This is a genomic window from Sphingomonas sp. EC-HK361 (assembly GCF_902498785.1).
Lineage (GTDB): Bacteria > Pseudomonadota > Alphaproteobacteria > Sphingomonadales > Sphingomonadaceae > Sphingomonas.
Genome location: NZ_LR701493.1, coordinates 436353 through 448160, shown reverse-complemented (window position 1 = coordinate 448160; position 11808 = coordinate 436353). Strand labels below are relative to the sequence as shown.

The following is an 11808-nucleotide window of genomic DNA, read 5'->3' as shown; positions in this document are numbered from 1 at the left end:
AGGAAAACCTATGCCGAGCCTTTTCGACTCGATCACTCTCGGCGCGATCGACGCGCCCAATCGCATTCTCATGGCCCCCCTCACCCGCGGCCGCGCGACGCGCGACGCGGTGCCGACCCCGATCATGGCGGAATATTACGCGCAGCGCGCATCCGCCGGCCTCATCATCTCGGAAGCCACCGGGATCAGCCGCGAGGGCCTTGGCTGGCCGTTTGCGCCGGGACTGTGGACCGACGCGCAGACCGAGGCGTGGAAGCCGGTGACAGACGCGGTGCACGCCGCGGGCGGGCGAATCGTCGCGCAGCTCTGGCATATGGGCCGGCAGGTCCATTCCTCGGTCATCGGCCAGCAACCCGTTTCGTCCTCCGCGACGCGCACCGAAGGTCAGGCGCACACGTTCGAGGGCAAGCAGGATTTCGAGACCGCGCGCGCGCTGCACATCGACGAGCTGCCGCGGCTGCTCGACGATTACGCGCTCGCCACGCGCAACGCGATCGCCGCCGGGTTCGACGGTGTGCAGATCCACGCCGCGAACGGCTATCTGATCGACCAGTTCCTGCGCGACGGCGCCAACCACCGCGACGATGCGTATGGCGGCAGCGCTGAAAACCGCATTCGCTTGCTGCGCGAAGTTGCCGAACGCGTGGCCTCGGTCGCTGGCGCCGACCGCACCGGCGTCCGACTGTCGCCCAACGGCGAATCGCAGGGCGTCGACGACAGCGATCCGCACGCCGTCTTCCTCCCCGCCGTCCGCGCGCTGTCCGATATCGGCATCGCCTATCTGGAGCTGCGCGAGCCTGGCCCCGACGGCACGTTCGGGCGCACCGATGTGCCCAAGCTCTCGCCGCAGATTCGCGAGGCCTTTGCCGGCCCGCTGATCCTCAATTCGGACTATACGACGGTGAACGAAGCGCAGGCCGTGATCGATTCCGGCGTGGCGGACGCGGTGAGCTTCGGGCGGACATTCCTCGCCAATCCCGATCTGCCCGAGCGCTTGAAGGACGGTGCCCCGCTCAACCCCGGCAATCCGCGAACCTGGTACAGCCAGGGCGCTGAAGGCTATACCGACTATCCGACGATCGACGAAACGGCGGTCGCGGCCTGAAATCGCAGCCGCGCGCGGAGACATCCCGCGCGCGGCTTTGCGTTCGTCTCCTCGTGCCCCATATCGGAGGCGAGGAGACTGGATTTTGAGCGTAGCCTTTCGCCGCGAGAGCGATGAGGACCACAAGGAGCCGCGGTTCGAGCTGCCGATCCCGGCTGGGCCGAACCTCGTCACCGCGCGCGGACTCGCGCTGATCGACGAGCGCATCGCCGCGCTGAGTGCGGTCATCGATGCAGGCGGTGAGGAGAGCGTGATCGAGGCCGCGCGGCGTGGCCTTCGCTATTGGACGACACGCCAGACGACCGCGCAACTGGCGCCCGTTCCGAATGGCGAGGAGGTCGCGTTCGGCACGCGCGTCGCGTTTCGCCAGAACGATACGGTGAGGATGATCGAGATCGTCGGCGACGACGAGGCCGATCCGGGCGAGGGCCGCGTGAGCTTTTCTGCCCCGCTCGCCCGCGCGCTGATGGGGGCGGCCATTGGCGAAGCAGTCGATTTCGGCGGCCAGGCGGCGGCGCTGGAGATCGTGGCGATCACACCGATACCGTAAGACGCCTGACCCGCGCGGTTAGGTCAGTTCGCCTCTGCCTCGACGCGGTCGAGCCAGCCAGTCGCTGCGCGCCGCGCACCGTCCCGAACCTTCGCGTTCGCCAGCACGATCGGGATCACCATCAGCGCCGGCCACGCCACGATCGCGACGACGGTCAGCACAGCGACGACAACCGCTGCCAGACGCATCCGGCTGAGCGTCAGCGCACTGCCGGGATCGAGCCGGATCGTGCGCGGCGCCTTCAGGTCGTAGAGCGCGTGCGTGGTGAGCGTGCTCGTCCCGTCGAAGCTCGTGCGTTTCGGCGCGGATGGCAGCGAGAGGCGACCTCGCCGCGGAACGCCGCTACCGGAACCGGGCACCTCGGGCTGCCGGCTCACCTCCGCCCCGCTCTGCCGGTCGATCACCACCAGCCGCCGCCCGCGCTCGACCACCCGGTAGCGCGAGGGCGGCGGCGCCGTCATCTCAGCCCAGCCGATCCTTGAGGTCGAGCATCGCGAGCGCCGCCTTCGCCGCGCCACCGCCCTTGTCGAGCTGTGCCGGATCGGCGCGCGCGATGGCCTGCGCCTCGTTCTCGGTCGTCAGGATGCCATTGCCGATCGCGATTCCGTCGAGCGTCAGCGCCATGACGCCGCGCGCGCTTTCGTTCGACACGATCTCGAAATGATAGGTCTCGCCGCGGATCACGACGCCGAGCGCGACGAACGCATCATAACGCCCCGTCTCCGCCGCCATCGCGATCGCGCCCGGGACCTCAAGCGCGCCCGGCACGGTCAGCACCTCGCAGCTATGTCCCGCCCCCTCGATCGCCGCACGCGCGCCGGCGATGAGCATGTCGTTCAGATGATCGTAGAAGCGCGCTTCGACGATGAGGATATGGGCCATTGCACCTCCTTGATCCTCCCCGGCATGGGAAGGACTTGTCACTCGCCGCCAGTGCCCGGAATCTTGCGCTCGTCGACAATCGACAGGCCGTAACCTTCCAGACCGACGAGCGCGTGGTGGGTATTGGTCAGCAGCACCATTTCCTCGACGCCCAGCTCGGCCAGGATCTGCGCGCCGACGCCGTAGTCGCGCAGTTCCTCGATCTCCGGGGCCCCCGCGCCCTTGCCTTCGCCGCGCAGGCGGATGAAGCGGCTGACCGAATCCTTCATCGGGCGGTTGATGACGACGATGACGCCCGATCCCTCGGAGGCGATCAGTTCCATCGAGCGCGAGAGCAGCCCTGCGCGCTCCGAATCCTCGCCGAACGCATCGACGAAATAGCTGAGCGTGTGCATCCGCACGAGCGTCGGCTGCGCGGGATCGACCTTGCCCTTCACCAGCGCGATCGTCTCGTCCCCGGTCGCCTTGTTGTGATAGGTGATCGCGCGCCAGTCGCCGCCCCATTTCGAATGGAAGGTCATCTCCGCGCGCTTTTCGACGAGGTGGTCGTAGCGGCGGCGATAGGCGATCAAATCGCGGATCGTGCCGATCTTGAGGTTGTGGAGCTGCGCGAAGGCGACGAGGTCGTCCATCCGGCTCATCGTGCCGTCCTCGTTCATGATCTCGCAGATCACGCCCGAGGGGTTGAGCCCGGCGAGCCGCGCGACATCGACCGCCGCCTCGGTATGTCCGGCACGCACCAGAACGCCGCCATCGCGCGCGACGAGCGGGAAGACGTGGCCCGGCGTCACGATCTCGTCCCTCCCCTTCGACGCGTCGATCGCGACCGCGACGGTGCGCGCGCGGTCGGCCGCCGAAATGCCGGTCGTCACCCCATCGCGCGCCTCGATCGAGGTCGTGAACGCGGTTTCGTGGCGCGTGCCGTTCTGACGGCTCATCAGCCCCAGCCCTAGCTCGTCGATCCGCTTCTTCGTCATCGCAAGGCAAATGAGACCGCGGCCGTGGCGGGCCATGAAGTTGATCTTTTCGGGCGTCGCCATCTGGGCGGGGATGACGAGATCGCCCTCGTTCTCGCGGTCCTCGTCATCGACGAGGATGAACATCCGCCCGTTCTTCGCCTCGTCGATGATCTCTTCGGGCGAGGACAGGAAACCGTGGCGCAGGCGCGCGAGCTCAGGCTTTTGCACGGTAGTGCTCCATGCGTTGGAGGTAGCGGGCGAGGACGTCGATCTCGATATTGACGGTGTGATCGCCCGAGAGATCGCCGAGTGTGGTGACCGCTGCTGTGTGCGGGATGATGTTCAGGCCGAACACCGTGCCGTCGGACAGGTCGGCCACACTGTTGACGGTCAATGACACGCCGTCGACCGTGACCGATCCCTTTTCGGCGATGAAGGACGCGATTTCCGCGCCGACCCTTATCGACAGTCGCGTCGAGTCGCCCTCGGCTATCGCCTCGACCACCGTCCCGATGCCATCGACATGCCCGGTGACGATATGCCCGCCAAGCTCATCGCCCAGCTTCATCGCGCGTTCGAGGTTGAGGCGACGTCCCGCGGTCCATTGGCCTTGCGCCGTGCGGCTGATCGTCTCGCCGGACACATCGACCGCGAACCAGCCCGGCGCACCCGCGGGGGACTTGTCCACGACGGTCAGGCAGACGCCCGAACAGGCGATCGACGCGCCGAGTTCGACCCCGCCCATGTCATAGGCCGTCTCGACGACGACGCGCGTGTCCCCGCGCTGCTCGACGCTGCGGATGGTGCCGATGTCGGAGACGATGCCGGTGAACATTATCGATCCTGTTGCCTGACGCGCTCGTAAACCTCGAGACGGTCGATGCCAAGCGCGCGTGCATCGGCCAGATGCCAGCGGCCATGCGCTTCTGTCAACGTTGTCAGGCCGAGGTCGCCTAGTGCCGGCCGCCCCCCGCCCAGCAGGATCGGTGCGCGGTAGAGAAACAAGCGATCGACGAGGTCTGCGCGGAGAAAAGACGCCGCCGTCGCAGCGCCTCCTTCGACCAGAAGGTTATCGCCGGGAAGGGTCGCGATGGCGGCGAGTGCGGACAGCCAGATCATGCCGTCCTCACCTTTCCCACCCGGCTCTGCCGGGCCCGCCCCTTCCCTCTCCCGCTGGGAGAGGGAGGGAGCCGCGCGCAGCGCGGCGGAAGGGTGAGGACGACTGGAAAGAACCACTCGCGCTGGCGCGCGCGCCGCCAACCCCGCCAAACGCACATCGAGCCTCGGCGCATCCGCCTCCCACGTGCCGCGACCGACCAGGATCGCCTCGTGTCGTGCGCGCTCCAGATGCGCATGTGCACGCGCCTCCGGCCCGGTGATCCAGCGGCTTTCGCCCGACGCGAGCGCGATGCAGCCATCAAGCGAGGTCGCGAGCTTCAACGTCACATGCGGGCGTCCGAAGCGCCGCCGCGTCAGGAAGCCCGCCATCAAGCGCGCCGCGGCATCGGCGCCGGCGCCGGTTTTCGTTCCGATCCCGGCTGCCTCCAGCCGCTCGAGTCCCGCGCCGTTGGTGCGCTCGTCCGGATCACGCATCGCGACCACGACCCGCGCGACACCCGCCGCGACCAGCAGGTCGCTGCACGCCGGCCCCCGTGACGACTGGTGCGCGCACGGCTCCAGCGTCACATAGCAAGTCGCGCCGCGCGACTCCTCGCCGGCCCGATCGAGCGCCATCGCCTCCGCGTGCGGCCGTCCGCCCGGCTGGGTCCAACCGCGACCGACCGCCCGGCCGTCCTTCACGATAACGCAGCCGACATTGGGATTGGGCGCGGTATGCCCACGCGTCCGCTCGGCGAGCGCTAGCGCTGCCGCCATCCAGCGCGCATCGTCAGCGATGGTCAGATTCCCATCCGGTCGAGCTGCTCGTCGAGCCGCTTCAGCGCCGCGCGGGACTTCGCCTCGCGCGCGTCGATAATGGCCTGCCGCTCGTCCTTCTTCGCCTGATCGATCTTCTGCTGCGCGCGAATTTCCGCATCGGTGCGGTTCGCGGGCCATTGCTGCACATAGATGATCTCGGGATCATAGGCTGGCGCCTCCATCCGCGAATCGTGAAGGAATCCGATCAGCAGCAGCAGCGTGAGCGAAACGGCGAGAATACCGAACCAAAGTTCGTACTTCTCGCGCTGCGACAGGAAGAGGCGCAGGTCGCGCACCGCGCGCAGCGGGTTCATTCGGGCGAAATAGCGCATGATGAGGGAAAGATAGGGCCGCGGGGGCGGCAAGGCCACCCCCGCGACCGGTCGTGCGCCTCCTCAGTCTCGCAGGACGAAGGTCAGCGACATGGTGCGCCAGCTTTCCTCCGCCACGCCGCCGCGCGTCGCGGGCTTGAAGCGCCATCTGGACAGGGCCTGACGTTCCGCCGCGCGCCAGAACGCATCGCTCGTCGCGGCGATCTGCTGCGCCGCCTTGACTCGGCCATCGACGCCGATGAGCACGCGAATCTTCACCACGCCCTCGCGTTCCAGCCGGCGCTCGGCCGCGGGATAATCCGGCTGAAAATCGGCGGCGAAACGCGGATCGACGCTCGCCGCGATCAGCGCGGGCAGCGGCGGCGTGATCGGACCCGGCCCGGTGCCGACGCCATCGAGGCCGCTGGGCGGGCCAGGATCAAACGGCGGGGTCGGGGGAAGGATCGGCCCGTCGCCAGCATCGGTCTTCACGATCCGGTCCACCGTCTCGATCGGCTGGCGCTGCTGCAGGATCGCCTTCTGATGCGGTTGCGGCTTCGGCTGGGGTATAGGGGGCGGCGGGTCTTCGATCGGGATGTTGCGGGTCGTCAGCACCGGGTCGCGCAGCTTTTCCTGCACCGCGGGCGACGAGAGCACGAGGGCGGCAACGACCGCCGCGTTGAGGCCAAGCGCGATGGCGAGGCTGCCGGGCTGAATGCCCCCCGACCGAGCGTAACGATCCGCATACATCCTGACCGCTCCTTATCGCATCTCCTTCTCCGGATTTCCCGGCTCCGTAATGTTGCAACATTGCACGTTTGGCGCAAGCGCCGTCCGATCTCAGCCTCTCTAGCCCGCGGCGGCGGCCTGCAGCCGTTGGAGAGCACGCTCGCGTCCGATCAGCGGCAACAGCGTCGCCATATCCGGACCGTGATCGTGCGCGGTCAGCGCCCGGCGGAGCGGCAGAAACAGGGCCTTGCCCTTGCGACCTGCGCGATCCTTGAGCGCAGACGTCAGCGCGTGCCAGGGATCGGCTGTCCAGTCGATCGCCTCTGCGACCGCGGCGGCTTGCGCGAGGTAGGCGCGATCCGCTTCATCGATCGTCGCGGCAACCGGCCCCTCGATGACCTGCCACCATTCCGCCGCGTCTGCGACCCTGGCGAGATTGGGACGAACCGCGTCCCACTCGACCTTGCCCATGCCGCCGGGCACGCGATCGCGCACCGCATCATAGGGCAGCTGGTGGACGATGCGCGCGTTCACCTGCGCCAGTTCCGCCTCATCGAAGCGAGCCGGCGCCCGGCCGAAATGGGCGAAGTCGAACGTGGCCGCGAGCACGGTTTCGTCGATCAGCGGCTCGACGGGATCGCTCGTCCCGATCCGCGCGAGCAGCGCCGCCAGCGTCTGCGGTTCGACACCCGCCTCCCGGAAATGGTCCACCCCCAGCGAACCGAGCCGCTTCGACAGCTTGCCCTCGCTCCCGATCAGCAGCGCGGCATGCGCGAAGGCGGGTGCGGGCGCACCGAGCGCTTCGAACATCTGCAACTGCAGCGCGGTGTTCGATACATGATCCTCGCCGCGCACGACGTGCGTCACGCCCATGTCGATATCGTCGATGACCGATGGCAGCATGTAGAGCCACGATCCGTCGGCACGGCGGATCACGGGGTCGCTCATCGTCGACGCGGCGAAATGCTGGCCCCCGCGCACCAGATCGTCCCAGGTGATCGTCGCCGTCTCGTCCAGCCGGAAACGCCAGTGCGGCTTGACGCCATCCGCCTCCAGCGCGGCGCGGTCGGCGTCGTTCAGCGCGAGCGCGGCGCGGTCGTAGATGGGCGGCAGACCGCGCCCGAGCTGGATCTTGCGCTTGAGATCGAGTTCCTGGGCGGTTTCATAGGCCGGATAGACCCGCCCGGTGGCGACGAGTTCGTCGAAGCGCCGCTGGTAGAGATCGAACCGCGCCGACTGCCGCACCTCGCCCGCCGGCGCCAACCCCATCCAGGCGAGGTCCGCACGGATCGACTCGACGAACCGCTCCTCGCTGCGCTGGTCATCGGTATCGTCGATGCGCAGCCAGAACGCCCCGCCCATCTTCTGCGCGAACAGCCAGTTGTGGAGTGCGGTGCGCAAATTGCCGACATGGAGCCGGCCGGTCGGCGACGGTGCGAAACGGGTGATAACGGTCATCTGCGAGGCTCTACGGTGCCACCGCCCACGCGGCAATTGCCCTGCTGCGACTCGCGGCCTAAGGCGTCACAAACGCGGGCGGGAGCAGTGGACGCGCATGAAACTTCTGACGGGCAATTCGAACCTGCCGCTGGCCAAGGCGATCGCGACCTATTGCGAGCTGCCGCTGACCGAGGCGCTCGTCCGTCGCTTCGCCGATGAGGAAATCTTCGTCGAAATCCAGGAGAATGTCCGCGGCGAGGATGTGTTCGTGCTGCAATCGACCGGCTTTCCGGCGAACGACAACCTCATGGAACTGCTCATCATGATCGACGCGCTGAAGCGGGCGTCGGCGAAGCGGATCACCGCGGTCGTTCCCTATTTCGGCTATGCCCGGCAGGACCGCAAACCGGGGCCGCGTACCCCAATTTCGGCGAAGCTCGTCGCGAACCTCATCACCGTTGCCGGCGCCGACCGCGTGTTGTCGGTCGATCTCCATGCCGGGCAGATTCAGGGCTTCTTCGATATCCCGACCGACAATCTCTATGCGGCTCCCGTCATGTCCGCGGATATCCAGTCGCGGTTCGGCGACCGGAACCTGATGGTGGTTTCGCCGGACGTGGGCGGCGTCGTTCGCGCGCGGGTGCTCGCCAAGCGGCTGAACAACGCGCCGCTCGCGATCGTCGACAAGCGCCGCGAGCGGGCAGGCGAGTCGGAAGTGATGAACATCATCGGCGACGTCGAGGGACGATTCTGCGTCCTCGTCGACGATATCGTCGATTCGGCGGGCACGCTGTGCAACGCCGCCGCCGCGCTGAAGGAGGCGGGCGCCGAGGATGTCGTCGCCTATGTCACCCACGGCGTGCTCTCCGGGGGGGCGGTCGCGCGCGTGGAGGGATCGGCCTTGCGCGAGCTGGTCATCACCGATTCGATCGGCAACCAGGACATCATCGCCGGTGGCAAACGCATCCGTCACCTCACGATCGCGCCGCTACTCGCCGAGGCGATCGGCCGGATCGCGGACGAAACGTCGGTGTCCAGCCTCTTCGACTAAACGCGGGCAAGCCACGGCACCGCCCGAATTTGGCGGGCCAGCGGGCGACACGCCTTGTCCTCGCGTGATGGCATCGGGCAAGGAAAGCGCGGAGAGGAAGCCGCGCCGTCCGCCATGCTGTGCTCGACCATGTATCTCAGCCATAGCCGGCTGACGCTTCCAGCCGACGCCGCGCAGGTGTCCGCGATCCACCATTTGTCCGTCGCCCGCAATCGCGATCTCAACCTCACCGGCCTGCTCGTCGTCACGCCCCGCAATTTCGCGCAATATCTCGAAGGCGAGGGGGACGCCGTGAGCGCAGTGATGACGAGCATCTGTCGCGATCTGCGCCACGAGCGCGTCGTCATCGTGCCGCCACCGCAGATCAGCTATCGTCGCTTCCCGACCTGGCGGCTGACGTGGCTCGGCCCGGACCGCGCGCTCACCGACACGCTGCAGCCGATTTTCGACGATATCGAGACGACCGCCCCGGAGGATCGCGCCACCACGCTGCTTCACACGATCGAGGCGCTTTCCTCCGACCGCGTTTACTGATCAGCGGTTGCTGAGCGCCACGATGTGATCGAACACCGCCGGATGCAGCGGCTTGGTGAAGGCGCAGCCATAGCGATACTTGTCGCGCCAGGCGACCACAGCCTCCAGCCCGGCAAGCCCCGGCAGGGTCAGCCAGACGCTGGTGCCCGGCCACAGTGTAAAGCTTGTCTCGGCGCGGAAGCCGGTCGTCGAAAGATCGACGATATCGATCTCGAACCGGGTCGTCCCGCGATCGCGCAAATGCGCGCGCATCTTCACGGCCTTGCGCAGCGCGCGGCGATTCTCGTCGGTTTCGTCCGAATCGAAGGCGAAGGGCATTGCCGGTTCCATGCCCCCCGGATGCCGGAAAAAGGTTATTTTTCCGCAAACACGCGGCTGTTGGGCGCGCGAATCCCGGCGCGACTGCGGCGGCGCAACTCGGCCTTCAAGGCTTCGGGTTTCGGCGCGACGAGAAAGCCGAAACTGACCGTTCCAGCCTTCGTCTCGACCACGTGGTGCAGGCGGTGCGCCTGGACGATCCGCTTCATGTAGGGGGATTTCGGCAAATAGCGGGTCGGCAGCCGCCTGTGGACAATGACGTCATGGAAACCGAAATAGATCGCGCCATACGCCGCGATCCCCGCTCCTATCCACGCGCAGCCCGGCCACCAGCCCAGCTGCACCCCACCCAGAATCAGCACGATCGACGGCACCGCAAAGATCACCGCGTAGAGGTCGTTCAATTCCCAGTTGCCGGTGCGCGGCCGGTGATGGCTCTTGTGAAGAAACCAGCCTGGGCCATGCATGACCCAGCGATGCGCGGCATAGGCAAAGCCCTCCATCCCGATGACGGTGAAGAGAAACAGCAAAAGACCCGACCACAGCGCCATGCGTGCCATATAGTGACACTCGACCGGAATCGTCATCCGCAAACTCGCACGCCGCGCCAACTGCGACGGAGACGCATTAGCGAGAGCGCTCGCTGATTTTGGCGGCGGGGTGGATTCGCCGGGCTGGCTGTGCTTAAGCCCGCCGCAAACCTTCCGGTTGCTGTAAAAAGGCGCATCCCATGAACATCCACGAATATCAGGCGAAGGAACTGCTGGCGAAGTTCGGCGTCCCCGTCCCCGCGGGCTTCGCGGCGATGACCGTCGAGGAAGCGGTCGCGGCGTCGGAGAAGCTGCCCGGACCACTCTACGTCGTGAAGGCGCAGATTCACGCCGGCGGCCGCGGCAAGGGCAAATTCAAGGAGCTGGGCCCCGACGCCAAGGGCGGCGTCCGCCTCGCCAAGACCGCCGACGAAGTGCGCGCGGCGGCGACCGACATGCTCGGCAATACCCTGGTAACGGTGCAGACCGGCGAGCACGGCAAGCAGGTCAACCGGCTCTACGTCACTGACGGCGTCGATATCGCAAAGGAATTCTACCTCGCACTCCTCGTCAATCGCGCGACGGGGCGTGTCTCGATGGTCGCCTCGACCGAAGGCGGCATGGACATCGAGACGGTGGCGCATGACACGCCGGAGAAGATCCACAGCATCGACATCGACACCGCGACCGGCTTCATGCCGCATCACGGCCGCGCGGTTGCCGCCGCGCTCGAACTGACGGGCGATCTCGCCAAGCAAGCCGCGAACGTCGCGTCGAAGCTGTATGCCGCGTTTCTCGGCACCGATGCCGAGCAGATCGAGATCAACCCGCTCGCCGTCACCGAAGACGGCAAGCTGATGGTCCTCGACGCCAAGGTCGGCTTCGACGGCAATGCGATGTTCCGCCACAAGGACATCGCGGAGTTGCGCGACGAGACCGAGGAGGACCCGGCCGAGCTGGAGGCGTCCAGATACGACCTCGCCTATATCAAGCTCGACGGCGATATCGGCTGCATGGTCAACGGCGCGGGCCTGGCGATGGCGACGATGGACATCATCAAGCTGAACGGCATGTTCCCCGCGAACTTCCTCGACGTCGGCGGCGGCGCCAACAAGGAGAAGGTCACCGCGGCGTTCAAGATCATCCTCCAGGACCCGAACGTGAAGGGCATTCTGGTCAACATCTTCGGCGGCATCATGCGCTGCGACATCATCGCGGAGGGCATCGTCGCCGCGGCAAAGGAAGTGAACCTTTCGGTCCCGCTGGTGGTTCGCCTCGAAGGCACCAATGTCGAGAAGGGCAAGGAAATCCTGTCGACCTCGGGCCTCGCGATCGTTCCTGCCAATGATCTGGGCGATGCCGCGAAGAAAATCGTCGCCGAGGTGAAGAAGGCGGCATAAGTCGTATTTGTGCTCCCGCGAAGGCGGGAGCCCAGACTGGGTCCCCGCCTGCGCGGGAACACATCTCTCCCCAGGGATGCGG

15 protein-coding genes are annotated in these 11808 nt (G+C 66.9%); 5 read left to right on the top strand and 10 right to left on the bottom strand.

The annotated features are described in order from the left end of the window. Positions 1–10 precede the first annotated feature (10 nt). The gene (locus BOS5A_RS03600) at positions 11–1105 is read left to right on the top strand and encodes an alkene reductase (protein ID WP_151953833.1); all 1095 of its coding nucleotides are present in this window, start codon (positions 11–13) and stop codon (positions 1103–1105) included. A gap of 85 nt (positions 1106–1190) precedes the next feature. Next, the gene (locus BOS5A_RS03595; protein ID WP_151953832.1) at positions 1191–1655 is read left to right on the top strand and encodes a GreA/GreB family elongation factor; all 465 of its coding nucleotides are present in this window, start codon (positions 1191–1193) and stop codon (positions 1653–1655) included. Positions 1656–1678: 23 nt separating this feature from the next. On the opposite strand, the gene BOS5A_RS03590 is transcribed toward BOS5A_RS03595, so the two are convergent. The 8 genes from BOS5A_RS03590 to gltX all read right to left on the bottom strand — a co-directional run bounded on the left by BOS5A_RS03590 (position 1679) and on the right by gltX (position 7911). Beyond that, positions 1679–2116 carry a hypothetical protein gene (locus BOS5A_RS03590; protein WP_151953831.1) on the bottom strand — a complete coding sequence of 146 codons (438 nt, stop codon included), beginning with the start codon at positions 2114–2116 and terminating at the stop codon, positions 1679–1681. Position 2117: 1 nt separating this feature from the next. Continuing rightward, positions 2118–2537 carry a 6,7-dimethyl-8-ribityllumazine synthase gene (gene ribH / locus BOS5A_RS03585; RefSeq protein ID WP_151953830.1) on the bottom strand — a complete coding sequence of 140 codons (420 nt, stop codon included), beginning with the start codon at positions 2535–2537 and terminating at the stop codon, positions 2118–2120. 38 nt (positions 2538–2575) lie between these two features. Then, on the bottom strand, positions 2576–3724 hold the full coding sequence (gene ribB, locus BOS5A_RS03580; protein WP_151953829.1) for a 3,4-dihydroxy-2-butanone-4-phosphate synthase: 1149 nt from the start codon (positions 3722–3724) through the stop codon (positions 2576–2578). Beyond that, positions 3711–4331: a riboflavin synthase gene (locus BOS5A_RS03575; RefSeq protein WP_151953828.1), complete on the bottom strand. Its 621-nt coding sequence runs from the start codon at positions 4329–4331 to the stop codon at positions 3711–3713. Before BOS5A_RS03575 ends, ribB begins: the two co-directional genes overlap by 14 nt. Continuing rightward, positions 4331–5371: a bifunctional diaminohydroxyphosphoribosylaminopyrimidine deaminase/5-amino-6-(5-phosphoribosylamino)uracil reductase RibD gene (ribD, locus tag BOS5A_RS03570; RefSeq protein ID WP_151953827.1), complete on the bottom strand. Its 1041-nt coding sequence runs from the start codon at positions 5369–5371 to the stop codon at positions 4331–4333. The genes BOS5A_RS03575 and ribD overlap by 1 nt, the downstream gene beginning before the upstream one ends. Before the next feature lie 23 nt (positions 5372–5394). Further along, complete coding sequence (locus tag BOS5A_RS03565; protein WP_151953826.1) at positions 5395–5745, bottom strand: hypothetical protein; 351 nt, start codon at positions 5743–5745, stop codon at positions 5395–5397. 63 nt (positions 5746–5808) lie between these two features. Then, complete coding sequence (locus BOS5A_RS03560) at positions 5809–6474, bottom strand: energy transducer TonB (protein ID WP_151953825.1); 666 nt, start codon at positions 6472–6474, stop codon at positions 5809–5811. 99 nt (positions 6475–6573) lie between these two features. Then, positions 6574–7911, bottom strand: a complete 1338-nt coding sequence (gltX, locus tag BOS5A_RS03555) for a glutamate--tRNA ligase (protein WP_151953824.1) — start codon at positions 7909–7911, stop codon at positions 6574–6576. A gap of 97 nt (positions 7912–8008) precedes the next feature. On the opposite strand from gltX, the gene BOS5A_RS03550 reads away from it, so the two are divergent. Next, a complete protein-coding gene (locus BOS5A_RS03550) occupies positions 8009–8944 on the top strand; it encodes a ribose-phosphate pyrophosphokinase (protein WP_151953823.1) in 936 nt (311 codons plus the stop codon). Positions 8945–8998: 54 nt separating this feature from the next. Then, positions 8999–9478, top strand: coding sequence for a BLUF domain-containing protein (locus BOS5A_RS03545; protein WP_151953822.1), 480 nt, complete (start codon positions 8999–9001; stop codon positions 9476–9478). Here BOS5A_RS03545 and BOS5A_RS03540 read toward each other — a convergent pair whose 3' ends face one another. Together BOS5A_RS03540 and BOS5A_RS03535 are read right to left on the bottom strand one after the other, a co-directional pair. After that, entirely contained in the window at positions 9479–9796 is a 318-nt protein-coding gene (locus tag BOS5A_RS03540; protein ID WP_234419184.1) for a pilus assembly protein PilZ, read from the bottom strand. A gap of 35 nt (positions 9797–9831) precedes the next feature. Beyond that, positions 9832–10347, bottom strand: coding sequence for a sterol desaturase family protein (locus BOS5A_RS03535; RefSeq protein WP_151953820.1), 516 nt, complete (start codon positions 10345–10347; stop codon positions 9832–9834). Positions 10348–10526: 179 nt separating this feature from the next. Between BOS5A_RS03535 and sucC the strand changes: the two genes are divergently transcribed. Then, the gene (gene sucC / locus BOS5A_RS03530; protein WP_151953819.1) at positions 10527–11726 is read left to right on the top strand and encodes an ADP-forming succinate--CoA ligase subunit beta; all 1200 of its coding nucleotides are present in this window, start codon (positions 10527–10529) and stop codon (positions 11724–11726) included. Positions 11727–11808: the final 82 nt, after the last annotated feature.

Excerpts from the sequence above, each read along its gene's own strand:
- BOS5A_RS03600 (WP_151953833.1), top strand. The coding sequence starts at position 11 with ATGCCGAGCCTTTTCGACTCGATCACTCTCGGCGCGATCGACGCGCCC.
- BOS5A_RS03590 (WP_151953831.1), bottom strand. The coding sequence starts at position 2,116 with ATGACGGCGCCGCCGCCCTCGCGCTACCGGGTGGTCGAGCGCGGGCGG.
- ribH (WP_151953830.1), bottom strand. The coding sequence starts at position 2,537 with ATGGCCCATATCCTCATCGTCGAAGCGCGCTTCTACGATCATCTGAAC.
- BOS5A_RS03575 (WP_151953828.1), bottom strand. The coding sequence starts at position 4,331 with ATGTTCACCGGCATCGTCTCCGACATCGGCACCATCCGCAGCGTCGAG.
- ribD (WP_151953827.1), bottom strand. The coding sequence starts at position 5,371 with ATGGCGGCAGCGCTAGCGCTCGCCGAGCGGACGCGTGGGCATACCGCG.
- BOS5A_RS03565 (WP_151953826.1), bottom strand. The coding sequence starts at position 5,745 with ATGCGCTATTTCGCCCGAATGAACCCGCTGCGCGCGGTGCGCGACCTG.
- BOS5A_RS03560 (WP_151953825.1), bottom strand. The coding sequence starts at position 6,474 with ATGTATGCGGATCGTTACGCTCGGTCGGGGGGCATTCAGCCCGGCAGC.
- gltX (WP_151953824.1), bottom strand. The coding sequence starts at position 7,911 with ATGACCGTTATCACCCGTTTCGCACCGTCGCCGACCGGCCGGCTCCAT.
- BOS5A_RS03550 (WP_151953823.1), top strand. The coding sequence starts at position 8,009 with ATGAAACTTCTGACGGGCAATTCGAACCTGCCGCTGGCCAAGGCGATC.
- BOS5A_RS03540 (WP_234419184.1), bottom strand. The coding sequence starts at position 9,796 with ATGCCCTTCGCCTTCGATTCGGACGAAACCGACGAGAATCGCCGCGCG.
- BOS5A_RS03535 (WP_151953820.1), bottom strand. The coding sequence starts at position 10,347 with ATGGCGCTGTGGTCGGGTCTTTTGCTGTTTCTCTTCACCGTCATCGGG.
- sucC (WP_151953819.1), top strand. The coding sequence starts at position 10,527 with ATGAACATCCACGAATATCAGGCGAAGGAACTGCTGGCGAAGTTCGGC.